This is a genomic window from Labrenzia sp. THAF82 (assembly GCF_009363435.1).
Taxonomy (GTDB): Bacteria; Pseudomonadota; Alphaproteobacteria; order Rhizobiales; family Stappiaceae; genus Roseibium; species Roseibium porphyridii.
Genome location: NZ_CP045354.1, coordinates 5,713,178 through 5,738,769 on the forward strand (window position 1 = coordinate 5,713,178; position 25,592 = coordinate 5,738,769).

Here is a 25,592-nt window from a genome sequence, read left to right on the forward strand (position 1 = left end):
AACTGCTCTATAGTGCGCCGGGCATAATCGAGTTTCAGGCGCACAGATGAATAGAAGAATAAAGACAGGCGATGTCGACCAGCCCGAAACCCAGAAGGTTTCGATCTATCCGATCACACAAGCCACAACGGCGACCTTTACGGAGCTCTATTTCCGACTGACTTTTCTCTTCTTCATTCAACGCGGCAGCAAATTCATAGTGAGTCCGAGACAGGGTGAGATGCTGGGCGAGGAAGGCGACCTGATGATCTTCCCGCCAGGTTCCATCGTCACAATGGAAAACCGTCCGGTGATGGATGATGACTATCGCGCCTTAGGGGTATGTTTCACGCATGATCTGGTCGATGCCGTTTTTTCGGATCTGCCGAGGCCAAAGGCTGCTTCGGATGTGCAGATCGTGCGTGCTGGAGACCATTGCCCATCTGAAATCCTGACATTGATCCAGGAAACGCTGGCAAATGAACATCTGCCGGAACCCATAAGGCAGCATCGGCTGATTGAACCTTTGATATGGCTACGCAGCAAAGGATTTCTGTTGCCGACGCAAGTTCAGGATGAGCCGATCAGTCAGGTGCGCAGCTTGATCGAAGCCGATTTGAGCCATCCCTGGATGGCAAAGGAAGTTGCGCAGCACTTTGCCATGAGCGAAGCAACAATGCGCCGATGGCTGGCTTCGACAGGCCAGGGATTTGCAAAGATCCTCCTGAACACGCGCCTGGAACACGGATTGAGTCTGCTGCAAACGACGGATGCACAAGTGTCCGAGATCGCACTGGAATGCGGGTTTAAAACGCCGTCTCATTTTTCAGACGCTTTTCGCAAAAGATTCGGAATAAAGCCAAAAGACATTCGATTATCGCCAGATTGATCGAAATTCGACATTTCCTGATTGCCAACCGGAAGCGGCTGTTTGTTGTGGAGACTAAGTTTGGCCTCATCAACTTCGCAACTTTCCGGAAAGGAAATCGACATGATCCGAAATATGGTTCTTTCTGCCCTTTTGGCCGCGACGATGATCAGCCCGGCACTGGCAAACGAGTTCACCCTGTCCAGCCCCGACATCGCCGAAGGCCAACAGCTCAGCAATGCCTATGTCTTCCAAGGCTTTGGCTGTGAAGGCAGCAACACCGCGCCGACGCTCACCTGGTCAGGTGCCCCGGAAGGCACCAAAAGCTTTGCTGTGACCGTTTACGATCCGGATGCTCCGACCGGTTCCGGTTGGTGGCACTGGTTCGCGTTCAACATCCCAGTCGGTGTCACGGAGTTGCCGGGAGGTGAAGCATTGCCGTCAGGCAGCATCGAACTTTCCAACGACTATGGTGCGACCGGTTTTGGCGGCGCATGCCCGCCTCCTGGAGAGGTGCATCGTTACCAATTCACTGTTCATGCACTGGGCACGAAACTGGACCTGGACAATTCCGTCAGCAACGCACTGGCAGGCTTCATGGTCAATGCCAACAGCCTCGCCTCTTCAACCATCACCGCGGTTTACAATCGTTGAGTAATCAGCGCTTCGGCTTCAGGCCGAAGCGCTTGCATCCGAGCAATGGGCGTCCTTCTGAGAACCGGAGTTCACTTTGGAAATCAGTGGTTCCGGTCAGTCCAGCATTGCACGGTTTTGACCTGGTTCGCCAAGGTCCGTTTCAGTACGCCCATACATGGAAGCAAGACGGTCAGCCGCTTTTGCCAGTGGTTCATCTTGTGTGTCAGCAGCGGCAAGACCCTGGCGCAATACCTGAAGACGTTCCAGAACTGCAGCACGGCGTTCGTCCAGATCGGCCTTGAGCCGGTCGATATGCTCAAGCTTTTCCAACAGTTTGTCGATGCCACCTTCACACGGACCGGCTCCCTCATCCGACAGACAGGCGCGCATAGCGCGGATTTCGCGGGTGGAAAACCCGATTGCCACAAAGTCCCGGATACGCGCTGCACGGCGCAGGTCAGCCTCACTATAGTGTCGGTAGCCGTTCTCCGTGCGCGCCACCTCCATCAAGCCTTCATTCTCATAGTGGCGCAACATGCGTTGTGTAATGCCGAGGCTTTCCGCTGCTTCTTTGGCCTGCATCTCAATCCCCTTTCGAACGATCCCGACACATGTGTCAATCTCAGGTCCGTGCTTCAAGTGGTCCGTGCTTCAGGTGGTCCGGGCGAATGAGACCCGTCCACCCGGATCACGAACACTCTCAGCCTCGCAAACTCCAACCACCATCTATGGTCACCGTCTGGCCAGTCAGCCATTGGTTTTCCGAACTGCCCAATCGCAATATCCAAGGCACAATGTCGGCAACCACGCCTCTGCGGCCGAGCGGAACCTGATCAGCTTCCTGTTTTTCGATTTGTTGAGCCATCTCTTCCGGCAATCCCATCATGCCGGTCAAGGCTCCGCTTTTGACCGGCCCTGGCGCAACGGCGTTCACCCGAATACCGTCTCCCGCCAGTTCAATGGCCCAAGACGCCGTCAAATGCTCCAGCGCCGCCTTGGTTGCTGCATAGTGCGCCAGCATCGGCGCAGCGTTGCGAGAGACCGCTGTCCCAATGTTCACCACAGCTCCCTTGCTTTCGGCCAGAGCCGCAAATGCCGCCTTTATCAACAATGACGGCGCCACGAGATTTACCGCGGACATGTTCGCAATGACGTCGGCATCATAGGCTTCGATAGGCAGAGGTTGACCGGCACCTGAATTGTTGACGATCAGATCAAGGCGACCCCACCGATCGGTAGCAGCCGCAACGATGCGTGCGCCACTCTCGATGTCTGCACTGTCGGCCCGCAAGGTTTCAATTGCATCGCTGATACTTGCCACCTCGGCAAGCCTGTTTTCGTTGCGGCCCGTTATCAGCACCTTCGCCCCTTGTTCCGCCAACGATAGTGCGGTTGCTCTGCCTATGCCGGAGCTGCCGCCAGTTATTATTGCGACCCTATCCCGCCAGATGTCGTTCGGTTTCATTTCTCTTTTGTCCTGTCTGCAATGCTTTGTTGCCTTGATGAGCAGACAGGCCTAGCGGCTTGACACTAGTGTCAGGGTCAAGCTCTTTTTTTATTGCTTGCATATGTCTTTCACAAACCGACCAACAGCGTGACGCGCTGCAAAGGGTGGATCTGGAGAACCACCAAACCAAAAGCCGTGTTGAGCTTACGGTTGTGAATAGGGCAGACATGTGATTAGCCTTGTTTCAACAGGAGACAATACGTGGCAATTCCAGTCCTCAGCGTGGTGTTTGTGAAACGCGTGGTTCGATAAGGCTTTCCTTGTCCGCCCTTCCGCGCCCCCGGCTAAGTTCGGGGTTTTTTTATGTCTCCGGCGCTCTGACCCAATATGAACAAGATCAAGACTCCACCTCATTTGCTCACGCTGATCCTGTTGACAGGTTTCTCGCCGCTGTCGCTCAACATGTTCATGCCGTCGCTGACCGGCATTGCTGTGGATCTGGAAACGGATTTCGCCACAGTCAGTTGGTCCATTTCCGGGTATCTGGCGATCACTGCTTTTGTTCAACTCATTGTCGGGCCCTTGTCCGACCGGATTGGACGGCGGCCCGTGTTGCTGGTCACCGTTTTGGTCTTTGCAGTTTCCTCCGTCGGCTGTGTCTTGTCGCAAGACATCGGCACCTTCCTGTTTTTTCGAATGCTGCAAGGCGGCGTGACTGCCGGTTACACGCTTTCCATGGCCATCGTCCGAGACACCCGCTCTGAAGGCCAAGCGGTCAGCCTGATTGGATACATTGGCATGTCAATGGCCCTGGCGCCCATGCTCGGGCCAGTGGTCGGGGGTGTGCTCGATACAGCATTCGGGTGGCGCGCGACGTTTGTTTTCTATGCAGCGTCCGGGTTCATTCTTTTTGTGATCTGCTGGTTCGATCTGGGCGAAACGAGACGGATCAATCGGAACCAGCCAGATGCTGCACCGGCCAAAACAAGTGCTCTCATGCGGGAACCGTTGTTTTGGGCCTACTCACTTTGCAGCGCATTCACCGTCGGCGCGTTCTACATCTTTTTGACCGGGGTGCCTCTTGTCGCTATGGCCGCGTTCAGTGTTTCGACAGCTGAACTCGGCATCTATATCGGGACAATAACGCTAGGTTTCATGTTTGGCGGTTTTATCGCGGGCCGCTACGGCTCAAGGTTCGAGCTTACCACGATGATGATTGCAGGTCGATTGGTAGCCTGCGCGGGGCTGACAGTCGGCCTAGTGCTTTTCAGTGCTGGTCACACTTCGCCTTTGTTGTTTTTTGCCAGCACGATTTTTGTTGGCATCGGCAATGGCATCACGATGCCGGGAAGCAATACCGGTGCGATGTCGATACGCAAAGAACTTGCGGGCAGCGCAGCCGGCATAAGCGGTGCGATGGTCGTGGCAGCCGGTGCCATACTGACCGCTGCGACCGGCTTTCTGATGCCGGAGACCGACAGCGCGCGGGCGCTTCTGGTGCTGATGCTGGCTGCCGTTCTGGCTGGCCTGTTCCTTGCCATTTGCGCAGCAAGATTGAAATCACCGGTATAGTTCCAGATCGCATCCGGCAGCTTTGCTGGAAATGCTGGAGATTAATCAGGCAAGGACGATTTGCTGCCCGACTCACCCTTTGATCGCGGAGACCTAAGATGCAACGTCATTCGTCCAGCTCTCGGCAGTCTCCCGGCCTCTCGGGCTTAGCCCGTAAACGCCTCGCTCCACTCTTTCAAACCACCCGTAGTGATCGTCTGCCATCATTCTGGTTGCCTGTTCAACGCCGGTTGATTTCGCAACTTCAGCACCTCGGCTCGGCCCGTTGGCAGCAAGATATGTGGCGCAACGCATCGCATCCTGTCGATAGGCGGTCACCAATGTGGTTCGCGTTGAGCCGCCCTTGTTCGGATCACCGACACGGCGCGAGAACTCCCTAAGCAAGCGCGCCTTGCGCGGCTTGGATTTGCGCGGTGCATAGGGCCCGGGATCGAGATGCACTTCCACAAGACCATCCGACACCCGCACAGTGATGAGCCCCACACCCAAACGCCGGGCAAGTTTGACATTGCTCTTGAGGGCTGCCTGAAACCGGCGGCCTTTGCCTCGCGCGACAGCAACATAGACAGCATCTGTGATCGATTGACGATCAATCGCCTGATGGAAAAGGCTCAACGTGAAGCCCGTCTTGAGTTCGACGATGACCGGTTCATCCTCGCCGCGGCAAGCGACGATATCTGCAGATGCCACTTCCCCTTTGACCTCGTAGCCCTGATTGCTTAGGAAGTCCTTTACGGGGCCATAAAGGTCCGTTTCCAAAATACGACTCATTCCGACAACCTAATAAGAGGGAAGAGCCCGGGCAATCGATGACGTTGGTTGCAATGACATTCCGCGCTTCTTACAGACCTGCTTCGTTCTCTGTCACTTGAGTGATTTTTCAAACTGCTTGATGGAGACATCAGGCGGCAGGTGGGTTGGCAGTGGTATGACCGTGCCGTTCTTCAAAACATAAAGCGGTCCGATTCCCGGCGCGAGATCATTGTCGTTTCCAGTTTCAAGAAGCCTCGCAGGCGCGACATATACAACCCATCCATACGGTCGTTCGATGGTCAGCTCCCGCCGAACGCGCAAGTCGATTGGCTGATCTTTCAAGTAGCTGGTTTCCACCCGCTCTTCGGCTTCAGTCGAAGTCAAAAGATCTTTGGCAAGCCCATGGGATCCGAGAAGGAGCAGCAGAACGCAGCTGGCAAGCGCTTTCACGAAGGTGGGCATGGCAAGTCTCGCTTAAATTTCACCTTATCAAGCAAGGCTAAAGAGTGGATCGCTCTCAGACGCGTCAACGAAACCTCTCATTCCGCCTTCACAGCAAGTCCGAAATTGATGATGCTTGAGACCTGCCAATAGTCAGGCTGAAAATTGTAGATGGTGGAGATCCGGCACCAGCTGCCGCCGCAAGGGGTCGCCATCTCTATCGCCTCAAAAGGGCTCAAAGGATAAAGGCCGGCAAAGCGCGGCTCCGTGATGATCCCGAAGAGTGATTGCGGCAACCCGGTATACATGAACCGGATCGCACCCTCCCTGGCGGCCTCATCCGCGTCGCTGTCCTGGTTCGCTGAAGGGGAGCCTATTGAAACACCGCAAGAGCTCAAGCGTCCGTCTTCGCCATATTTGACCCGCCAAATCGGATGACCAGCGGCTTCATCCTTTTCAGCATCTCCAGTGACCGTGATCGCGTACCAGTCCTTGTTCCAGTTGTCCCCTCCAAACCCGAGTTCGTGAATGTCGGCGCGCGCGAGAACAAAGCCTTTTGGGGCAACTTCTGCAAGGCTCGCCTCACCCGTGTGAAGCGCGTTGCACAAAAGTTGGGTCACTCGGAAAACGGTCCAGAGCCCGCCAACATCCATTGCCGGCTCAATTATGGACAGGCGTCCGAGAAAGGCTGCATAGTCGCCGCGCCCAGCCGTACCGGGCTCAGGGCGATCATTTTTGTCTGTTAGCCCGGCATCGCCAAAGCCGGGGCGCACGATCGGGGCTCCCTGATTGTCAGCACCGAAGGAAAAGCCACTTTGTGCAGCAACGCTATCAGGCAAAACCAACAGAGCTATAAACAAGCCAAATGCACAAAACCGAATTGGCAGTGCACACTGGCCGAGCCTTCTTAGTTCGGCGAAATTAGGTCTCTTGATCTGCATCTTCCGGCCCTTTTTTTGTGAAAAAGAGCATACGCTGAAGTCTATTCTGACGAAAAGCGCTTTGCAGAGATATTCACCCGCCCCCAGTCGAATTGTTCAATCCACAATCCGGTCAGTTCGTCTTTCACCCTCCAGGCCTGTGCGGTCATTTCCATGGCTGTTGGATGAATTGTCTGTTCGGCGCTGGAGGTGAACCGTATCCGAACCGTCTTACAGTCTTGCACCGCCAGAGCCAGCGCGCGGATACGAGGATCATCCGCAAGTGTTTCAGGCACAAGAGTGAATCGCGCCGTCATTGCCGCGATGTGTTCGCGCGTCCGATCAGGGAAGCTCTCGATCAGTTTGGCGCGTGCCTGCTTGGCTGCCTGCCTCAACCCCAAAGCATCGATCATCGGGTTTTCCGCAGCGAGAATAAGCCCCAATGCCTTGGCCTCGTCTTCCGCCAGTCCGGTCAAGCGGGTGCGATAGTTGAAACCAAGCTCGATGCCGCCCTGATTGCCCTGGAAGACGATAATGGGCAGCCCGGCTTCCGTCATGGCATCGACATCCCTGAGGATGGTTCGCGGTGCGACTTCCAATTCCTCGGCAAGCTGCACGGAGGTTTGCCTGCCCCGATTTTGGAGCAACAACAGGATCTGGAGGAGACGGGCAGCGCGCATGCAGTCTTTCAAACATGACAGAAGATGTCATATTAGAAATGCTAGGGCTCAGGCGTCAAGTTGAGGATACGCCGTGAAAACCTATGAAACTCAGATCGAAATTTCTGTATCGCCAGACGCTGTCTGGCACATATTGACCAAGGAACTACCCAGGGTTCCAGAGACTTTCGGCCTTCTGCATTTTGAAGGTGACATGGCACCTGGTGCAAAAATAAAAATCAGATCCGAAGTGGCACCGGAGAGGACATTCGCACTGAGGGTTCAAACCTTTGAACCGCCAGGCCGCATGGTTTGGACAGGTGGCATGCCGTTTGGACTTTTCACCGGCACACGCTCATTCAGCCTGACCCCAGCTACAGGTGGATGCACCTTTTCAATGAAAGAGGTTTTCACTGGGCCGATGTCCGGCATGATCACCAAATCAATGCCGGACCTGACACCCAGTTTCATCAAGTTCGCCGAGGCTTTGAAAACAAAGGCAGAAACGCAATGACCGATGTAACCTATGGATCCGGTACGCAGGACGATCCCTGGATCCTCAAGACGCCACCACATTCCTCGGAGTTTGAAGTCTGGAAAGACGAGACACTGGATCCTCCCGCACTCGTCGTGCAGGTTGGCAAGACACGTCTCTCCTATCAATTGCGTGCCCTGGAAGATGCCCATGCCATGCTGAAGGCCCATGGTGACTGGATGCCGCTCGGCAATGCCGACGAAGGCAAACCAACCAAGGAGGGAACGTTGGAGCATTGGGCCAGGTCGGACGACAATCCGGTCGGTGGCTATTACGGCCTGCGTAAGGGTTACCGAGGTCGCTTCGCAAACTATGTGAGCCCGACAATGGAACTTCTGGGCCTGGTTGAACTGGAGCACAACGCCCGCAACAATCGCGTTCGGGCCATTTGAGGACTGCCGGGACGAAAGAGGCGCTTTCCATACCAACCGCGCAGGGTGCATTGGGTTCGTGGTTTGTCACCGAATGCGCCGGCCCGTGCGCGAGCTGGTTCACCCCTGATTTTGCCTGGAAGTTGCTTCCTCCCAAACCTTCATCAGGGCAGCCCGCCTGCCGGATACTTCTCCGCGAGGACCTTGAGCTCTTCGATCCGGTCCGTTTTGAAATGCCTGAAGTCTCCTCTCTTCTCACACCAGCCCACGAGTACCTCGTCCTGCCCAAGAAGGCGATCAGCAAGGGCCAAACCATACGGTCCTTGGCACTTCCGTCCCGATCTATGTAGCTCAGTTGCAGGCGATACCGCGCCCTGTTGGCGTGCCACAGCAATGCACTGTCGAAACGTTCGGCAACCTGAGAGGACTGGCAGAAAGGGCGAAAGCAGTCGCAGCGAACTGAACGCCGTCTCAATGGGCATATGAAGATCTCTCCATTCATGTGCCGGTCGATAAGACGCAAAAAACCGGAGGCTGTTGCCCCCGGTTTCGATCCTTTCCTGCCGGTTTGACCAGCAGGCACTCAGGTCAGTTTTTGCTGAACTAAGCCGCTGCGACGTTTTTCAGGAACGTGTCCACTTCAGTTTCAAGTTCCGCAGTCCGGCTGGACAGGCTTCCGGACGCCTGAAGCACTTCGCTGGCCGAGTTGGACGTCTCATTAACAGCACCAGACAAATCCGTCATGCAGCTGGACACGAATGTCGTGCCATTGGCCGCCAATTGGGCGTTCTGCGTGATTTCCTGTGTCGCAGATCCCTGCTCCTGGACCGCCGTTGCAATGGAGTTTGTATAGGTGTTTACCTCGGCCATGATTTCCGTAATGCCCGTGATGGCCTGGACAGACTCTTTGGTTGCGTCCTGGATGGCGGCGATCTGGGCGCCGATTTCCTCGGTGGCTTTCGATGTCTGGGTCGCCAGTTCCTTGACCTCGGATGCAACGACCGCAAAACCCTTGCCGTGCTCACCCGCTCTGGCAGCCTCGATAGTGGCGTTGAGAGCAAGGAGGTTTGTCTGCTCGGCAATTGCCTGAATCAGAGTGACAACTTCACCGATCTTGGTTGCAGATGCCGCAAGGCCCTCAACCTTGGAATTGGTGTTCTGCGTTTCCTCGGTCGCGCGTTCAACCACGTCGCTTGTCTGGGCAACCTGGCGCGAGATTTCCGAAATGGATGCGGAAAGCTCTTCTGCGGCACTGGCAACCATCTGAACACTGTTTGTTGTCTCTTCAGCAGAAGACTGGGTCTCGGTCGCGCGACCGGAACTTTCTTCCGACAGTTTGGACAGCTTTTCGGCAGTCTGGTCGAGTTGTGAAACATTTTCATTCACGTGACCAAGCACGCTCGCGACATTTGCCCGGAACTGCTCGACCAACTGATTGACCTGGTCCTGGCGCTCCGTCGCAGCAGCCTCTGCATGCTGTTGCTGGTCGCTCAGCGCATTACGCTCCCGCGACCTTGCCCGCAGTGTCGACAACGCATTAGCAAGCTTGCCGATCTGATCCTCACGATCCGTGAACGGTATCTCCATATCAGTGGCGTCTGCTGCAATTTCCTCTGTCACATTGGTCAGTCGGCCAATGGGGCGCAGCTGGCGCTGAATGACAAACACCAAAAGACCAACAGCTACGAGAACAACCGGCAGGGCCAGCAGCAGAAACCGGGACATGATCTCCGACACATTGGCCTGGACTGCCGACTTCAGAACACCGGCATAGAGAATGCCGATGATGTCACCGCCTGCGGTGAAAATTGGCTGGTAGACCGTGTAGTAGTCCTTGCCGAGGATTGTCGCCTGGCCGTGAAATGTCTTTCCGTTGGTCACGACCGGATAGACGGCGCCGTTCTGACCCAGCGGCGTGCCGACAGCTCGCTTGCCGTCGCCCTTGATAATGTTTGTCGACTTGCGCCAGAAGTCTCGAGACTCAGGATCCCAGGCAAAGACCGTTGCTGTTTCACCGGTCATTCTGCCGATGGAATCGATCATCGTGTGGTCAGCGAACTCTGGAATCGCCGGCAATTCAACGCGCTTGACCTTGTCATCCGCCGTCCAAGCCAGTTTCGTGCCGTCGATTTCTTTCGACATGATCGTGGCAGCAATCCGCAGGTTGGCATCCTGCTTTTGCATGGCGGTCGTCTGAGCCTGATTGGAGGCAACCTGATAAACGATCGCACCCACAATCAACATTGAAAGCGTCAGCAAGGTCGCACTGGTCAAAGCGAGAGATGATGTAACGCTCAGTGAGGAAAAGAAATTTCGCATGAAGCCCACCCTAGAGAATCTACAGGCAGAACTTGAAGGCATTGTCCTAAATTAAGTGTAAATACTTGGAGCAAATAAAACCAACCCACCCTCAAAAATAGAATATCCCCAATCCAACTAACTTATGAGTGCAATCCTTCAGTTCAGTGATCTTTTTCTTCGTATTTCTTACAATACGAGGAGCGCGAACACGCTTTTACGCATCGGCAATTCAGATCTGAAACCGCCTCAAGCTCAGGCTGAAATCGCAAAAAGGGTATCGCACCGCTTTGTTTCTATGAGCTTTGATCAAGAAACGCGGCGCGAATGGTGGATTTCATCGTTGCCCGTGGTTTGCTGTCATTGAGGTCGGCTGACGCCATGACCAGTTTTGATGTCGGCGTCAGAGCAAGATTGTAGGCTTGATTGACGACTTTCAGTCCTGCATGGAGAGAGGAGCGACCCAGAACCCCTATTGCAATTCCCGCTTCGACCGCGGCGACAACGCCGGAGACGCTTTGACTGGAATAGGCGATGCGATAGGACTTGCCGCTGTCTTCCAGAGACTTGATAGCAGCGTCACGCCACCAACAGGAAACATCGAACAGGGCGACCGGAAGCACATCGACGCCTGAAAAATCATGGTCGCGTGCGCATACCCAGCATGTGGGGTCCTCGGCCAGAATTTCTTCACCAGGGCCTGAGGCACTGACCTCATAGATGGCCAGATCAAGATCTTTCTTGTGAAGTGCCTCAGGAAACCCTGCGCTGATCGCGCAAGTAACATCGAGTTCCACTGCCGGGTGCTGGCGAGCAAAGTCTGCGATGATCCGCGTCAGCCTTGCCCGGCCATGATCGTCGGGGATTCCGAGACGAAGTTTGCCCTCAATCCTGACATCTTTAAGATCGCGCAACACGGCATCAAGGCGTGAGGTAACATCCTGCGCGACGGGTACGAGCGTCCGCCCGACGTCGGTCAACACAACGCCCCGCCCGTGGCGCTCGAAAACGGGTTGACCAAGAATTTCTTCCAACCGCTTGATCTGGATGCTGGTGGCCGATTGCGAACGGTGAATTTTCGCCGCACCGTCTGTCACGCTGCCCGTATGGGCAACTGCCAGAAAGGTACGCAGCAACTCGCTGTCGAGGTTTTGCATTTGTTTTTTCAATATCTGGTATTAAAACTATCCGTTTCATATATGTCTCTTTGTTCCTTAGGCTGCAAGGCCAAAGGAGAATTCGCCATGGCTGATCACGCAGTCCCGATGACGCAAAAGAGAAGGTACCTGGCCGTTTACGGTTGTGGTCTTGCGATCCTGATCGCCGCGGGTTTCAACTGGCCGGAACAGGCCTTGAATGTGGCTGTCTTCGTTTCCTGGGGTTTGATCAGTGTGGCTCCCATTGTCATCCCGGGAATTCTCTTGACGGCATGGATCATCGCCAGCGGAGCGGATGCCCATATTGCCAGCGTATTTGACGGGCGAACCGGGAAAACCATCTTCGCCGCTGCCCTGATCGGAGCAATTACACCGGTTTGCGGTGTGACGGTGCTGCCGATGATGGCAGGTCTGCTTGCTGCCGGCGTGCCCCTTGCCCCGATCATGGCGTTCTGGCTTTCGTCTCCGGTCACCGACCCGGCGATGCTTGCAACAACGGCTGCAACACTCGGACTATCCTTTGCGGTGGGCAAAACTGTTGCCGCCTTTGGCCTTGGACTGTTCGGCGGCGCGATAACAGCCCTTTTTGCCCAGCGCCCCTGGGCCAAATCTGCGTTGCGTGATACCGGGCTCGCTCAACGGCTGAGTACCAAACGTTGTGCCGGTGACGTCAGTTATGATCCTTGGGTCTGGCAGACACCCTCGCGCAGGAGCGCGTTCGCCGCGCAGTTTCTGGCAACATCACGATTGATCGTCATCTGTCTGGTTCCCGCATTCGCAGCCGAATATGCCCTGAACGCTGCGCTTACGCCGGACGCGCTTGCCGCTTACGTCGGTGAAGACCAATGGTGGGCGATCCCGGCAGCCGTCTTTGTTGGTGCACCGGCTTATATCGATGGATACGCGGCCCTGCCGCTAACCAGAGGTTTGATCGACAACGGAATGGCGCCCGGCGCAGCGATGGCTTTTCTGGTCTCCGGCGGCGTGGTCAGCATCTGGGGCGCGATGGCAATTGCCCCAATTCTGAAGCTGAAACCATTCTTGCTATACCTGATCCTGGCTGTTCTCGGGTCACTTGCCGCAGGCTATGCGTTTCAATGGATTGTGTAGTCTCGATGGCGTTACAAAGCCTGATCTGCCCATCTCAGATTTTTCGCGACAGGATCAGCACAAACGGATCGACACTGCCTGCCATGCCGGCCTCTTCACCTTCCGTTTGATGCGTGATTTCGAATCCGGCGTCTTCAAGAAGACCGGCCAGTTCTGTTGTCTCATAGTAGGTATAAAAGCGACCGAACCTGTCCCGGCTTTCCCCTTTGCCACGCTTCATGCCGATATGAAAAACGCCATCTCCAAGGAGCGCTTTGTTCAATTTCGTCAAATGCGACGGAAGATCATGGCGGGGTGCATGCAACAGACTGAAATTCGCCCAAACGCCCTGAAAACGCCCTTCGGGGACAGGATCATCAAACGTGCCGACCCTTGCCGAAAGACCAAATCTATCATTTGCAATCGCCACCATCTCCGGAGATGCGTCGACAGGATCCGGGTTAAAGCCAGCAGCCTTCAAGTGAAATGATGACGCCGCCGGACCGCATCCCCAATCAAGGACATTTGCACCGGCAGGCAAAAGCGACATGAATTTCGACAATGAGCCACTGGGAGCATCCGTAACAAACCGCTTGGCGTAGTCACCCGCCTTGTCATCGTAGATCCGTATCGTTTCTTCGTCGGCCATTCCAGGTGTCCAGGTCGCAGCCCGCTTGCCAGTCACTTCTGTCTCTTTGGTTGAAACGAAGCGGAAAGCGGCCCTTAGTGTGTCAGAACTCACCAACAGACATATGTGGTTTCTGCCGTCTCGTGAAGGCATGGCAGGTGTTCAGTATTGTTAGCGCGGGCAATATCCTATGTGTCGCAACATCCGCTCAAACCACTCATTCAGATCTGAACACTCCCAAAAGCTCTAACTCGAGGTTGATAGAGTTGCGGGCCTCGACAGTGATCATGGTTCCGCGCCCGAGCAGGGCCGGACTGTTTCTCAGGATACCTGGTTGGCGTTTCGTCACGTTTTGTGGCCCGCTGTTGCCTTCGATCTGCACCAGAATTCCACGAGGCGTTCCGACAGGAGCTTCAGGGATAACGAAAGTTGACAAACCTCTCTTGCGTCCGAGGTGGGGCGCAGCTGGTGCGAGTGCCTGTCCACCAAGCACGCTATTCTCAAAACGGGCTGCACGCCGCCCTTCTTGCGTGGAAGGAATGATGCGTACGGCCGTTGTGAGCGGGAGCAACGACAGTCCGACTGGATCGTCGCTGTAGCCCATGACGAGAATAGAACCAGCGCGTCCGCTCACTTCACCATTCAGCATGGCAACAGCATTGATTTCAGGTCCGCCGTCGTCAATCGGGATAAAGGCCACAAAATCCACTTCTGAATTTGGTATATCCGTTGCCCGTTTCGCATCATCGTTGCTTTCGAAGGTCTGGATGTCTTCTTTGATGGAAGCCCTTACAGACAGACCCGGCGTGTCGGTGTTGAAGAAATTTGCCGTTAGAGTGCTGCTGCTCTGTTCTGAGTGATGCCAATTGGCATTGTGTCTGTGCGCAGAACGGGAAAGTGAAATTTCTTCCGCGCGAACGGGCGCAACGACGCTTTCGAAATGCTCGGCTGTTTCAGCCGTCGGCTCACGGTATTCCGCTGCCAGACGATCTCCGCCCGGCATCATAAGTTCATCCGGCCTTGGCGGCTCCGTATCTGCCAGGACGCGAAGCCGGGGTTTCAGCAGCTGCTTTGCCGAAAAGGAGGGCTGCCAGTTCGCGTTGTTGCTGGCACCGGCTGCCACATAAGCTGCAGCTGCTATGCCGGGTTGTTTGACATAACGAATGTTCATGACAGGGGCGCAGCTTTTTGAATTGCCACCCTTGGCATCCGTGCATCTGACGCTTGCCGCCTTCCTGCCGGGCTGACAGCTATAGGTGAACGCACTGCCAGAGCCGCTTACCGACCCGGCACCCGCAACCGAACAAGCGGCCTCACCACTAGGGCTACCGACAGAGAAAGGCAGGGTTTCTGCGCCTTGACAAACCAGTTCCTGAGGCAGGAACACCCTTGCATCCGGATCACGCACATCAATTGCGCGGGTGAAAACCGGAGCCGGTGCACACATGCTGTCCGGATCCTGCTCCAACTGGGCCGTCACAGTGATCTGTTGCGAACACCCCTCGATCGTCTCAGGCGCGATGAAGGTACCGGTTTGCCCGACAACCGGACCGATACTGCCTTTGTCGCCAATCACGCCGAACCGGACTGTGCCTGGAAGGGCATTGTCCATTTCCAGTGCGACCGACATGCCGCCGCCTGGTGCAATCGTGGCCTCCTCAAGCTTGATACGGCCGGTGGCCGGGGCGAATTGACCACGCGCGAGGCTCGGCGCAACGCGATAGCCATACCCGAATGCATTGTCCTTGTTGACGCGCAGTGTCGCAGATACAGAAAAGGCCTCCTCATTCCCCTGCCAACACGCCGTAATGCAGCCATCCTTACCTATGCGTACGGGCCCCCGATGCGTTCGAAGCTCAACATGCTTGCTGATTTGCTCAGGCGTCAGTGTTATCGGACCCCAGACCTTGGCTGGCGTGCGTCGGATTTCAAATGCAGGGCCACCGCTTTTTTCAAGTTCCAATAGGGCTTCCTTGATTGCCATATTGAGAAGTTGAGCCTTCGTGGCTTGTTCAATGCGCCCATATGGATTGCCAACTTTCTTTTCAAAACCATCTGCAGCATTCAGCAGCTGATTTGCACGAGCGGATTTGAGACGCGTCTTGAGCGTGCCCTTGAGCTTTGGATGGTTAAGCGCTGCCTCAACAAGCGGTATGATGATTTTTGCCATCAGCTCCGCATCCGCACCGCCCTGACTGTAGACGAGGTCGATTTTCGGATCAGAATACGCGGTGACCTTCACGACCAGTGGCATGCAGCTGTTGTCATTAATCTTGCGCTGCGCGCCACGTTCCAAATCTGCGCTAATCTCAAGATGCTTCGGCAAATTGTGCAATTCCTCGCGCAGCTTGTTGCTGACTGCCGAAAAGAGGACATCGGAAACCAGCGCACCAATACCTCCTCCCGCGACAGCGCCAGCACCGGTGGCAGAAAGGGAATTGCCAACGGCGTCATAGCCTTTCTTGTCTGTTTCCTTAAGGTCCCTGTCCTTCAGCATCTCCAAAAGTCGCTCAAAGGAGATTTTCTCCGGTCCTGTTGACGCCCGCCATACTCTTGTTTTGGCGACCGGTCGCATCGATGCATGTTGAATTACAGGGGACTGCAGATTGAGGCCTCCGCGATCTCTCAGAAGAGCTGCGGGAAAATGCAAATCGAACAGGCGTGCCAGATCCTGATCGAAGCGCTCCGGTTGCGGTGAAAGCTCTCGCTCGATTTCCAGCAGACTAACAAGATTGATTGGGTTCTCATCAGAGAACATCGCGAAATAGTACATTGCCAGCTGGGACACTTCGACGGGTAGCGAAGCCGGTGCCTTCTGGAAATCCGAGACCGCCTTTTCTTCCGTCCAGCCGAGCCGGGAAAGCCGCAAGCGAAGCAAATAGTCCAGTATTGCCAAACGATCCCCGATGGAGCCGCTCAAGGGTTCTGCTCCGGTGACTTCGAATGCAATAGCGGGATGTGCCAGTCCTTCGAAATCAAGATAGGCCGGCCCTTCAACGTCGAACGGTAACCGGATCAGCCACGCAGACGCGCCGGACCCCGGATCCAATTCCAGCCGGTCGAAGTCCAGCTGCCCACCAATTTCCTGATCCGGCCCCTTCTCCGGCCGAAGCCAGATCTTGCCTTCAAAGTCGAGCGGTACATTGTCCACCCGCACCAAAGAGCCAGCCGGAACGACAGACCCCATGTTCGGATCCAGTCCGAGATCAGCAGCAAATATCGGAGGTTCACTTTCGACCTCGTCCGGTTGAGGTGCTCCGATGTCAATGCCGGTTCGGATCTTGAAATCGAGGTCCGCCAACTCTTCAAGCAGTTTGCTGGCCTCCTCGATCGACATACTGCCATCGACAATGGCTTCGGTCACCCGCTTCATGTCGGCAGCAATCTCATCGAGCTTGGCCTGATCGGGATCCTGCGCCTGTGCCGCAAGCAAAGTGAAGACACTAAAGAAAAGAACCAAAAAACAAAATCTCAAGGCTCGAGGCCTCCATCAGTTTCATTGAAAATGAACAGGCTCAAAGCTCTGAAAGCGATTGGTCTCCAGGCAATTTGTAGAGCGCCTCAGCTCGCCGACAGAAGGTATTCAAAAGCCAGTCAAGGACTGCAAAAACGGCACAGCCCAGTCCCAAATTCAGCTTAGTCAAGCCATCAGACAGGGCCAACCTATGGAAACCAATAGGTCTGTAATCCTTGTCCTCAAATCCTTGTAACCATGTTCGCTCTCGAACTCTCAATTCGTTGCCCTATAGTTTGGGCATGGGGCAAATATCGGCAGTATTCGTTCAAAAAGTCGTGGATGTCGGATCGCGCTCGAAAGCGGATCAGGCGCGGCACCGGCATCACTTGTTGCGGTCCGTCGGAGTCGATCCGGATGCCGCGATCGATCCCAAGTTCATGATTGCCGACGACGCTTATTATGCACTTTGCGAAAGAGTGGTTCGGGAAGACCCCGAGGGTGCTTCAGTCAGTATTCGAGTCGGCTCGTCAATGCGCTGCGATGACTACGGTGCTTTTGGTCTGGCCTGGAAATCAGCCATTGATCTGAGAGGATCCTACCAGCGTTCAGAACGCTACGGGCGCGTCTTAACCAGTGTCAGCACAAATGAGCTTGAAGAAGATGAGGGCAGGCACTTCATGGTGCTGCACCGGACAGGTGACCGCCGCCTGGGTATGCGCATTTCGAACGAACAGACCATCGTAGCCATCACGCAAATAAGCCGCGAGGTCAGCGTACAGCCTTTTGTGCCCAAGGCTGTCCACTTCAAGCATGCAGCTCCCGATGATCTTTCGGCGCACCGCGCATTTTTCGGTTGTCCACTTCATTTCAGCTCGGACCGGGACGCACTTGAAGTTTCACCTGAACACCTGAATGCGCCGAACCGGCTTGGCGATACCAGTATTTCCGCATTTTTCGATGCCTATCTGGATCAGGAAGTTGCGGTTTTGCCAGCCAATGAAGAGATCGAACAACGCGTACGTCCCCTGATCCTTCGGGCGTTGAGCCAGGGAGTGCCAAGTATTGCAGACGTAGCGTCGCATCTGGGTCTGAGTGCGCGCACATTGCAACGGCGTCTTGCAGCGCAGGGGCGCGCCTTTCAGGACCTTGTCGATGAAACCCGTCAGGAACTCGCCGTCCGCCTGCTTTTAAGGACGGACTATGCTCTCGCAGAAGTGGCGTTTCTGACAGGCTTTGCTGAACAAAGCACCTTTACGCGTGCCTTCAAGCGTTGGCGAGGCGAAACCCCCGCCTCCTTCCGCCGGAGTGCACAGGCCTAGAATTGGCATGACAGGCCAAAACTGTGACACGCAAGGTCAATACGACCGGCACCCCATTTTCCTATTCCTTCCTTCGAAAATTGCTTCTAGCGAAGGAGATATCAAATGCAGTCAAGACCAACTCTCGTCATAGGTGCAACCGGCAAAACAGGCTCACGCGTCGCATCGCTCCTCAAACACAAAGGATTGCCGGTCCGGCACGGGTCGCGTGGCGCTGACATCCCATTTAACTGGGACAATCCGGAAACATGGATGCCGGCGCTTGAAAACGTAAACCGTGCCTATGTCACCTACTTCCCCGACATTGCTGTCCCCGGCGCCGTTGAAAAGGTGGAGGCCTTGACTGCTGCCGCGAAATCAGCAGGTGTCGAACGCCTCGTCATGCTGACAGGACGCGGGGAACACCATGCAATGCAGGGAGAAGAAGCCGTCCGTGCGTCCGGTGTCGACTACACGCTGATCCGCGCCTCCTGGTTTGCGCAAAATTTTTCAGAAGGCTATTTGCGTGAGCCGGTCCTCGCGGGCGTATTGCCAATGCCGGGCGGAGACGTGTTGGAACCAATCATCGATATTGACGATATTGCAGATGTTGCCGTGGCGGCGCTGACGGAAGACCGTCACTCCGGTGAACTCTATGAAGTGACCGGCCCGCGCTTGATGACTTTCTCGCAAATGGCCGACGAACTCGGATCGGCTCTTGGTCGCCCAATCCGGCACATTCCGATCAGCTTCGATGAGTTCCGTGCAAGCGTCGCCGAAGTTGCCGGGCCGGCGATAGCAGACGTCTTTGAAGCCATTGCCCGCGAGACGCTGGACGGCCGCAACGCTCACCTGGCGGACGGAGTCGAACGTGCAATCGGCAAAAAACCCAGGGATTTTTCGGAGTTCACCGTCAAGGCCGCTCAGGCTGGTGCATGGACCGATGCTGCTTGAACAGACCCAAAATGGTTCCCGCAAACGAAACCGACCCGGAACACCGGGTCGGTTTCAGCAGGCAAGCACTCACTGGTGCTACTATTTCAATACAGTTGAGAGCAGGCTTTTCAACCGACGCTTGAGCACGCCGATTTCCATCCTCGCGCTGGCGTCTCCGTGACTTGCCAGGTAGAGCGGGCAAGCAAACGAACGAACATCGTCATCGGCCAGAACCAGGGTCTCGTCTTCAGCGCCAACAAAATCCGGGAGCAGCGCACGTCCCGTATTTCCACGAACCAGTGAAACAAGCCCATCAAAAGAAGCTGCCCATGTCGTTACCCAATCCTCAGCTTCAAATGAAGCGGGTTGCGACAGTGTCATGGAGCCAGGTCGTTGATGAAGGCCAATCCAGTTGCAGTCGGTTTTCTGGTCGAATGCCTTTGCAACATAAGGCCGCCCCTTGAGCGTTCCGATCTGGACCGTCTTCAAATTTCCGGTTGTCGGTGCGTCCGGGGTAATCAGCAAAACTGACTTGTTGTGCAACAGAAGGTGAGCGTCGACACAGTCCTCGATGGCCACGCGAAAAGGATCGCTCGGGTTCCAGAGCTCACGGAATCTTCTGTAGAGAAGCCACTGAATTTCCACCGGCGCAGCGATGGTGACAAGAGGCAGATTCAATACCCGGTCTCGCCAGCTTTTCAATTCCCCGACGGTCCTGGCGACTGCGCTCGTGCGCTCCAGCAGTTGCTGCCCGAATTGTGTCAGCTCGTAGCCCGCCTGCGTTTTGCTGAAGAGATCCGCACCCAGATGTCCTTCAAGCCTCTGGACTTTACGGCCGGCCGTCGCAGCAGAAATACCGGCCTTGTCAGCCGCTCGGGTAAGGCTTCCAAGCGACGCCACCAATCGAAATATCTTCAGATCATCCCAATTCAAGTCATTCAAATTTGAAACACCAGTTCAATAACTTTTGTTGATCAATCTGTGACCGATATCTAAGCATTTGTCCAGTTCGACACCCCTTTCGGTCAGGAGCCGCACATGCACATCCATCACATCGCTTTCTTTTCAAAGGACATTTCAAGACTGAAAGACTTTTATGTCGCCCTCTTCCAGGCGCAGGCCGGAGAAATGTACCAGGACGAGAGAAACTTCCGCTCGTACATGGTGCGTTTCAAAAACAAGACTGTGCTGGAGCTCATGCAGATGCCTGGCGTTCTTGCACGCGCCACACCAGACCACGATGATATTCATCATGTGGGCCTGCATCATCTTGCTATCGCGGTTGAGAGCGATGACGATGTGATCGCGCTCACAAAAGAAGCCCGCGATCTGGGGTCTGCCGTGATCAAGCAGCCGGAACAGACCGGAGATGGTTTCTTTGAATCCATGGTAACCGACCCGGATGGAAACCTGATTGAAATCTGCCGCGCCCCCATGTCCAAGCAATGACCGGCGTCGCACGGCAACGGTGGGCGGTTGTTTTCATATTCGCGTTCAACGGTCTTCTGTTTGGGGTTTGGGCAGGCCGGATTCCCGCGATCAAGGAGACCTTTTCGCTGGACAGCTCCTCGCTCGGCGTCCTTTTGCTTGTCCTTGCCGGTGGTGCAATTGTTTCGTTTCCAGTTGCCGGAATGCTGTCGGAAAAGCTGGGCGTCCAGAAACTCACCACTATCTGCGCATGGGGTTATGGTCCGGCGCTCGTCACCGTGTCGCTAGCGAGCTCTTTGCCAACGCTTGCTGCCGCCCTGTTTCTTTTCGGAATGCTGCACGGTGCCATGGACTTTGCAATGAATGGCTGGGGTGCCAAGGTGGAACGGCGTCTTTGTCGTTCCCTGATGCCATTTTTCCATGCCATGTTCAGCCTTGGGGCCGGGATCGGGGCGACAACGGGATACTTCGCAGTACGCCTGGAAATATCGACCTTCACGCACTTTTCGTCGATTTCTGTCTTGGGCGCCGCACTCACCCTTGCCGCTATCGGGAAACCTCAGGACGAACGGCCTTGGCCAACCACTGCCAACCAGGGAGCATCCCGGTTTGAATGGCCCTCGTTGACCCTGCTTCTTGTTGGCCTTGTCGCCTTTTCTGTTTCAATGGGTGAAGGCGCAATGGCAGACTGGAGTGCTGTATTCTTGAAGGCCAGTACCGGTACAGGTGAAGCACAGGCAGCACTCGGTTATGCGGCATTCAGCGCTGCGATGGTTGCCACCCGACTGGCGGGAAGCCGTATCGTCACATCGCTCGGCCCTGCGCTGACCACGAGACTGAGTGGCGGTATTGCCTGCGCCGGTCTTTTCTTGACCGTATCTTCCAGTGCGCTGGGAGTTAGCTTGATCGGTTTTAGCCTTGTCGGAATTGGTTATGCCGTCGTCATGCCGCTGGTTTTTGCGCGCGCTGCCAATGACGAAAGGATACAACCCGGCCACGCAATAGCCGCTGTCTCCACACTGGCCTATGGCGGGATGTTACTGGGTCCGCCGCTGGTGGGTTTCGTTGCCAGCTTTGCCGGACTACACAGCGCGTTCCTGATGCTTGCCCTGCTGGCCCTGCTGGCGGTGCTTCTGGCTCCCAAGCTCGCCGTGCACACGCCGAGCTATGGCAACACCACGCATACGTCCCCCGACCTGGAACCGGAAAACAGGGCCCGCCGCTCCGCTACCCGAGCAGAATGATCCCGACAACAGCCGCAACGATCATCAGGCAGCCGAAAATTTCTGAACGCGAAATGACTTCCTTGAAGACCAACCAGGACACAAGAAATGTAAACACCAGCTCTATCTGAGCAAGCGCGCGAACATAGGCGACATTTTGCAACGTCATTGCCGTGAACCAGCCGATTGAACCGGCCACACCGGATGCGCCGACCCAGACGGCAGCGCGCCAGGCCTTTAGGCTGGCTTTCAGTTGATCCGGATCGCGCAGCGACATCCAGCTGACCATCACGATCGTCTGGAACAGCGTCGCAAAGACCAGGGCACAGGCGGCCTGCATCGGCACCCCCGTCCCTTCCAAGGAAAGGGATGCCGTTCGGTAGGCAACCGCGGATGCGCCGAAAAACGCCGCTGACGCCAGACCGATAAGCGCGGGGCGCCCGGCCAGCGACGAGCGGACCGCAGAAACGGTCAACGGCACGCGGGCAAGCGAGATCATGACGACGCCGATAATGCCGATCAGGATGCAGATGGATACCGCAAGAGAGATATGTTCCCCCAGGACCAGAAACCCGAACAGGGCCGCCTGGATTGGTTCCGTTTTGGAATAGGCCGTTCCGACCGCAAAATTTCGAAACGAAAACAGATAAACCAGCAGGAACGTGCCCAGGATCTGAGCCAGACCGCCCAGTGCGCCGGCAATCAGCATTGTGGCGTTGAGTGAAGGCACAGGAAAGCCAAACACGAAATGCAGCACGAGCGCATAGAGGAACGCGAAGGGAAGCCCGTAACCAAACCGCACAAAGGTCGCACCTGTCGTACCGAGCTGGCCCTTCAGGTGTTTCTGCATGGCAGTACGCAGGTTCTGGCAGAACGCTGCGGCAACAGTGATCGGAATCCATAACTCCATGGAACCGGCTTCCTCAAATTAATTGAATTTGCATCATCATACACATCTAACAGTCACTAAAAATTGCCACTCTTTTCCTCATTTGATTATTTTTTCTCAACTATTACAGATTTCCCTGTTTCACTTGCCGGGCACAAAAAGCATCGGAAGGGACACCTGAGCGCCGCTCCTGGAACAGCTACAGGCGCGGCTGTGCTTGACAGCACCTTGCCAGCCAGCTTAGGTCCGGCCAGCTTTTACCAACCTTCGGAGACCTTCGCACACATGACCCAGGATCTCGCTTCCCTGTCTCAAACCATCGACGCGGCCTTTGAAGATCGCGCGACAATCGACACCTCAACAACCGGTGAGGTGCGCGATGCGGTTGAAACCACATTGACCCTTCTGGATCGAGGCGAGCTGCGGGTCGCGGAACAAAAGGATGGTGACTGGGTGGTCAACCAGTGGGCGAAGAAGGCGGTTCTGCTTTCCTTCCGTCTGAACCCGATGGACATCATCAAGGGTGGACCGGGAGATGCCACCTGGTGGGACAAGGTTCCTTCCAAGTTTGACGGTTGGGGTGGAAACGAATTTGAGAGCGCCGGTTTTCGTGCAGTGCCGAATTGCACTGTCCGCCGCTCCGCCTTTATCGGCAAGGGCGTCGTTTTGATGCCGTCTTTTGTCAATCTTGGTGCCTATGTCGATGAAGGTACGATGGTTGACACCTGGGCGACAGTCGGATCCTGCGCACAGATCGGCAAGAACGTGCACCTGTCTGGCGGCGTTGGAATCGGCGGAGTGCTTGAGCCACTTCAGGCTGGCCCCGTCATCATTGAAGACAACTGCTTTATCGGCGCGCGTTCCGAAGTGGTTGAAGGTTGTATCGTCCGCGAAGGGTCCGTTCTCGGCATGGGTGTTTTCATCGGCAAGTCGACCCGGATCGTCAACCGCATGACTGGCGAAGTCACATATGGTGAAGTGCCCCCCTATTCGGTGGTCGTTGCCGGTTCCATGCCGACCTCGAGCCTCATGGGCAACGGCGAGGCGGCACCGAACCTCTACTGCGCCGTGATCGTCAAAACCGTTGATGAACGGACACGCTCAAAGACAGCGATCAATGAGCTGTTGCGCGACTGAAGCGCAACGCCGAGCCATTGCTGATCTTTCATCGAACCCGCCGTTCCAACGGCGGGTTTTTTGCTATCCCCACATGAGGCCGACAAGCTGCCCGATGACAAGTGTCAGCAGCAGATCAAGCACAACCACGCCAATGGAAACACTGATGGTTGCCTGCAGCGCAATGCGGGCGATCAGGTACCGGTACCAGACAATTGCCACCAAACAGCTAAGCGACAGGAGAACCGTAATCGCAGGCGAGATGAAACCCATCAGGAACAAGAGATAGGTGATCAGATAAGGCATGGATGCCAGAAGGCTGGTCCAGTTGCGCACGACAATAAACGGCACATACCGGTGCGAAATGCCGATGGGGACCGCGACCACGGCAAGAAGCAGCGGCAGAGCGAGCCAGTCCATGCTGAGACCGACCAGTTGAGCCGTCCAATAGGCACCGTCGGGAAAGAGGTCTGGATGATAGAGGTTCTGGATAAGAAAGAGCTTCTTCTCAGTCAGCCCGCTTGCCAAAAACGCTGGCACGAGCAGAAAAATCACAAGAAACGATCTCCAGAAGCCTTGAAGGGATTGGTCAAAAAACGCCATGCCTTCCGGGCGGCTGCGCAGCAAAAGCCACGAGCCGTCAAGCGCTGCACGAATTTCACCCATCGTGATCAATGTCAGTCCGCTCCCGCAGATTGTGCAAAATAGCTGACCAGAAATCGTTTATAGATCGTCGTCAGCTGGTCAAGGTCATCGACTGCAACGCACTCGTCCACCTTGTGCATTGTCTGACCGACAAGGCCGAATTCAACCACTGGGCAATAATTCTTGATGAACCGTGCATCGGATGTTCCGCCACCCGTGGAGAGTTCCGGAACACGCCCCGTTTCTTCCCGGACCGCATCGCTGAGGTCAGCAATCAGTTTTTCGTCCCGCGTCAGGAAGGATTCGCTGGCATCTCTCTTGAACACAAGCTCCAGGTTCAAGGACCCGAGATCCACACTTTCCAGCGTCTCCCGGACCTTGGCCTGCAGCGTCGACAGAGTCCACTCGTCATTGTAGCGAATGTTGAAGCGTGCCTCGGCCCGAGCCGGAATTACATTGAAAGCCGTGTTGCCGACATCCACTGTCACGACTTCGAGATTGGAGGGCTGAAATCTTTCGTTGCCCTTATCCAGCTCAAGTGCGTTGAGCGTAGCAAGCAGCTGCACAAGGCCGGGTATGGGATTGTCGGCAAGATGCGGATAGGCGGCGTGCCCCTGGGTTCCGGACACGGTCACGATCCCTGAAAGAGAGCCGCGGCGACCAACCTTGATGGCATCTCCCAGTTTGGCCGGATTGGTGGGCTCGCCGACAATGCAGGCATCAAATTCATGACCTTCAGCCTTGGCCCATTCCAACAGTTTGACGGTGCCGTTAACCGCAGGACCTTCTTCATCGCCTGTGATCAGCAATGAAATCGTTCCACCGAAGTCCTTGCCGAGTTCCTGCACCAGATCAATCGCGGCGGCTGCAAAAGCAGCGATGCCACCCTTCATGTCGACAGCGCCACGTCCGAACAAAACGCCGTCATGTATAGTTCCGGCAAATGGCCCGTGGCTCCAGTCATTTTCGGCGCCGGCGGGCACAACATCCGTATGCCCGGCAAACACGAAATGCGGTTTCCCGGAACCGATCGTTGCGAAAAGGTTTTCGACGTCCGGCGTATCCTCATCCTGAAAGGTGACCCGAGTGACTTCAAACCCGGCCGACGTCAGCAGATTTTCAAGTGTCGTCAAGGCCCCGCCCTCAGCTGGCGTGACCGAAGGACAACGGATCAGATCCTGGGCAATGGCGACGGCGTTGGAAGGCATGGAATTCAGGCTCTTTTGTCAATTCGGTGTCATCGAGGA

General features: G+C 55.6%; 26 protein-coding genes. 11 read left to right on the top strand and 15 right to left on the bottom strand.

What is annotated here, in order from left to right; genetic code table 11:
* The first annotated feature begins 46 nt into the window (after positions 1–46).
* Positions 47–868 (top strand): AraC family transcriptional regulator, encoded by an 822-nt coding sequence (locus tag FIV00_RS26235; RefSeq protein WP_152503472.1) that lies wholly within the window; start codon positions 47–49, stop codon positions 866–868.
* Positions 869–970: 102 nt separating this feature from the next.
* The gene (locus FIV00_RS26240) at positions 971–1,501 is read left to right on the top strand and encodes a YbhB/YbcL family Raf kinase inhibitor-like protein (RefSeq protein ID WP_152503473.1); all 531 of its coding nucleotides are present in this window, start codon (positions 971–973) and stop codon (positions 1,499–1,501) included.
* Between the two features lie 96 nt (positions 1,502–1,597).
* Here the strand turns inward: FIV00_RS26240 and FIV00_RS26245 are convergent, their stop codons facing one another.
* Positions 1,598–2,065, bottom strand: coding sequence for a MerR family transcriptional regulator (locus FIV00_RS26245; protein WP_152503474.1), 468 nt, complete (start codon positions 2,063–2,065; stop codon positions 1,598–1,600).
* 118 nt (positions 2,066–2,183) lie between these two features.
* A complete protein-coding gene (locus tag FIV00_RS26250) occupies positions 2,184–2,948 on the bottom strand; it encodes an SDR family NAD(P)-dependent oxidoreductase (protein ID WP_152503475.1) in 765 nt (254 codons plus the stop codon).
* Positions 2,949–3,317: 369 nt separating this feature from the next.
* Between FIV00_RS26250 and FIV00_RS26255 the strand changes: the two genes are divergently transcribed.
* Complete coding sequence (locus tag FIV00_RS26255; protein WP_152503476.1) at positions 3,318–4,502, top strand: multidrug effflux MFS transporter; 1,185 nt, start codon at positions 3,318–3,320, stop codon at positions 4,500–4,502.
* A 93-nt stretch (positions 4,503–4,595) separates the two neighbouring features.
* Here FIV00_RS26255 and FIV00_RS26260 read toward each other — a convergent pair whose 3' ends face one another.
* The 4 genes from FIV00_RS26260 to FIV00_RS26275 form a co-directional block, all read right to left on the bottom strand.
* The gene (locus FIV00_RS26260) at positions 4,596–5,273 is read right to left on the bottom strand and encodes a DUF2161 domain-containing phosphodiesterase (protein WP_152503477.1); all 678 of its coding nucleotides are present in this window, start codon (positions 5,271–5,273) and stop codon (positions 4,596–4,598) included.
* Positions 5,274–5,366: 93 nt separating this feature from the next.
* Positions 5,367–5,717 carry a hypothetical protein gene (locus FIV00_RS26265; protein ID WP_152503478.1) on the bottom strand — a complete coding sequence of 117 codons (351 nt, stop codon included), beginning with the start codon at positions 5,715–5,717 and terminating at the stop codon, positions 5,367–5,369.
* A 77-nt stretch (positions 5,718–5,794) separates the two neighbouring features.
* Complete coding sequence (locus FIV00_RS26270) at positions 5,795–6,469, bottom strand: hypothetical protein (RefSeq protein ID WP_152503479.1); 675 nt, start codon at positions 6,467–6,469, stop codon at positions 5,795–5,797.
* A 209-nt stretch (positions 6,470–6,678) separates the two neighbouring features.
* A complete protein-coding gene (locus FIV00_RS26275; protein WP_152503480.1) occupies positions 6,679–7,296 on the bottom strand; it encodes a YafY family protein in 618 nt (205 codons plus the stop codon).
* Positions 7,297–7,369: 73 nt separating this feature from the next.
* On the opposite strand from FIV00_RS26275, the gene FIV00_RS26280 reads away from it, so the two are divergent.
* Complete coding sequence (locus tag FIV00_RS26280) at positions 7,370–7,789, top strand: SRPBCC domain-containing protein (protein WP_152503481.1); 420 nt, start codon at positions 7,370–7,372, stop codon at positions 7,787–7,789.
* Complete coding sequence (locus FIV00_RS26285) at positions 7,786–8,202, top strand: DUF6855 family protein (protein ID WP_152503482.1); 417 nt, start codon at positions 7,786–7,788, stop codon at positions 8,200–8,202. The genes FIV00_RS26280 and FIV00_RS26285 overlap by 4 nt, the downstream gene beginning before the upstream one ends.
* Positions 8,203–8,345: 143 nt before the next feature.
* Here FIV00_RS26285 and FIV00_RS30625 read toward each other — a convergent pair whose 3' ends face one another.
* The 3 genes from FIV00_RS30625 to FIV00_RS26295 all read right to left on the bottom strand — a co-directional run bounded on the left by FIV00_RS30625 (position 8,346) and on the right by FIV00_RS26295 (position 11,636).
* Complete coding sequence (locus FIV00_RS30625) at positions 8,346–8,663, bottom strand: WYL domain-containing protein (protein ID WP_371419556.1); 318 nt, start codon at positions 8,661–8,663, stop codon at positions 8,346–8,348.
* A 121-nt stretch (positions 8,664–8,784) separates the two neighbouring features.
* Entirely contained in the window at positions 8,785–10,500 is a 1,716-nt protein-coding gene (locus tag FIV00_RS26290) for a methyl-accepting chemotaxis protein (RefSeq protein ID WP_152503483.1), read from the bottom strand.
* A gap of 275 nt (positions 10,501–10,775) precedes the next feature.
* A complete protein-coding gene (locus FIV00_RS26295) occupies positions 10,776–11,636 on the bottom strand; it encodes a LysR family transcriptional regulator (protein WP_152503484.1) in 861 nt (286 codons plus the stop codon).
* 87 nt (positions 11,637–11,723) lie between these two features.
* Here FIV00_RS26295 and FIV00_RS26300 point away from each other — a divergent pair, with 87 nt between their 5' ends.
* Complete coding sequence (locus tag FIV00_RS26300; RefSeq protein WP_247649290.1) at positions 11,724–12,746, top strand: permease; 1,023 nt, start codon at positions 11,724–11,726, stop codon at positions 12,744–12,746.
* Positions 12,747–12,780: 34 nt separating this feature from the next.
* Here FIV00_RS26300 and FIV00_RS26305 read toward each other — a convergent pair whose 3' ends face one another.
* Positions 12,781–13,410 (bottom strand): class I SAM-dependent methyltransferase, encoded by a 630-nt coding sequence (locus FIV00_RS26305; protein ID WP_209006715.1) that lies wholly within the window; start codon positions 13,408–13,410, stop codon positions 12,781–12,783.
* A 160-nt stretch (positions 13,411–13,570) separates the two neighbouring features.
* Positions 13,571–16,828 carry a hypothetical protein gene (locus FIV00_RS26310; RefSeq protein ID WP_152503485.1) on the bottom strand — a complete coding sequence of 1,086 codons (3,258 nt, stop codon included), beginning with the start codon at positions 16,826–16,828 and terminating at the stop codon, positions 13,571–13,573.
* A gap of 263 nt (positions 16,829–17,091) precedes the next feature.
* Here FIV00_RS26310 and FIV00_RS26315 point away from each other — a divergent pair, with 263 nt between their 5' ends.
* Together FIV00_RS26315 and FIV00_RS26320 are read left to right on the top strand one after the other, a co-directional pair.
* Entirely contained in the window at positions 17,092–18,129 is a 1,038-nt protein-coding gene (locus tag FIV00_RS26315) for an AraC family transcriptional regulator (protein WP_209006716.1), read from the top strand.
* A 105-nt stretch (positions 18,130–18,234) separates the two neighbouring features.
* Positions 18,235–19,062 carry an NAD(P)H-binding protein gene (locus tag FIV00_RS26320; RefSeq protein WP_152503486.1) on the top strand — a complete coding sequence of 276 codons (828 nt, stop codon included), beginning with the start codon at positions 18,235–18,237 and terminating at the stop codon, positions 19,060–19,062.
* 81 nt (positions 19,063–19,143) lie between these two features.
* On the opposite strand, the gene FIV00_RS26325 is transcribed toward FIV00_RS26320, so the two are convergent.
* Positions 19,144–19,986, bottom strand: coding sequence for a LysR family transcriptional regulator (locus tag FIV00_RS26325; RefSeq protein ID WP_152503487.1), 843 nt, complete (start codon positions 19,984–19,986; stop codon positions 19,144–19,146).
* A gap of 96 nt (positions 19,987–20,082) precedes the next feature.
* Here FIV00_RS26325 and FIV00_RS26330 point away from each other — a divergent pair, with 96 nt between their 5' ends.
* Both FIV00_RS26330 and FIV00_RS26335 read left to right on the top strand, forming a co-directional pair.
* Positions 20,083–20,493, top strand: a complete 411-nt coding sequence (locus FIV00_RS26330; RefSeq protein WP_152503488.1) for a VOC family protein — start codon at positions 20,083–20,085, stop codon at positions 20,491–20,493.
* Positions 20,490–21,716, top strand: coding sequence for an MFS transporter (locus tag FIV00_RS26335; RefSeq protein ID WP_152503489.1), 1,227 nt, complete (start codon positions 20,490–20,492; stop codon positions 21,714–21,716). The genes FIV00_RS26330 and FIV00_RS26335 overlap by 4 nt, the downstream gene beginning before the upstream one ends.
* Here FIV00_RS26335 and FIV00_RS26340 read toward each other — a convergent pair.
* Positions 21,700–22,605, bottom strand: a complete 906-nt coding sequence (locus FIV00_RS26340; protein ID WP_152503490.1) for a DMT family transporter — start codon at positions 22,603–22,605, stop codon at positions 21,700–21,702. The two genes, FIV00_RS26335 and FIV00_RS26340, sit on opposite strands and share 17 nt — an antisense overlap.
* 264 nt (positions 22,606–22,869) lie before the next feature.
* On the opposite strand from FIV00_RS26340, the gene dapD reads away from it, so the two are divergent.
* The gene (gene dapD / locus FIV00_RS26345; RefSeq protein WP_152503491.1) at positions 22,870–23,721 is read left to right on the top strand and encodes a 2,3,4,5-tetrahydropyridine-2,6-dicarboxylate N-succinyltransferase; all 852 of its coding nucleotides are present in this window, start codon (positions 22,870–22,872) and stop codon (positions 23,719–23,721) included.
* Between the two features lie 63 nt (positions 23,722–23,784).
* Here the strand turns inward: dapD and FIV00_RS26350 are convergent, their stop codons facing one another.
* Together FIV00_RS26350 and dapE are read right to left on the bottom strand one after the other, a co-directional pair.
* Positions 23,785–24,366: a hypothetical protein gene (locus FIV00_RS26350; protein WP_247649447.1), complete on the bottom strand. Its 582-nt coding sequence runs from the start codon at positions 24,364–24,366 to the stop codon at positions 23,785–23,787.
* A gap of 11 nt (positions 24,367–24,377) precedes the next feature.
* Positions 24,378–25,553: a succinyl-diaminopimelate desuccinylase gene (gene dapE, locus FIV00_RS26355; protein WP_152503493.1), complete on the bottom strand. Its 1,176-nt coding sequence runs from the start codon at positions 25,551–25,553 to the stop codon at positions 24,378–24,380.
* Between the last annotated feature and the right edge of the window lie 39 nt (positions 25,554–25,592).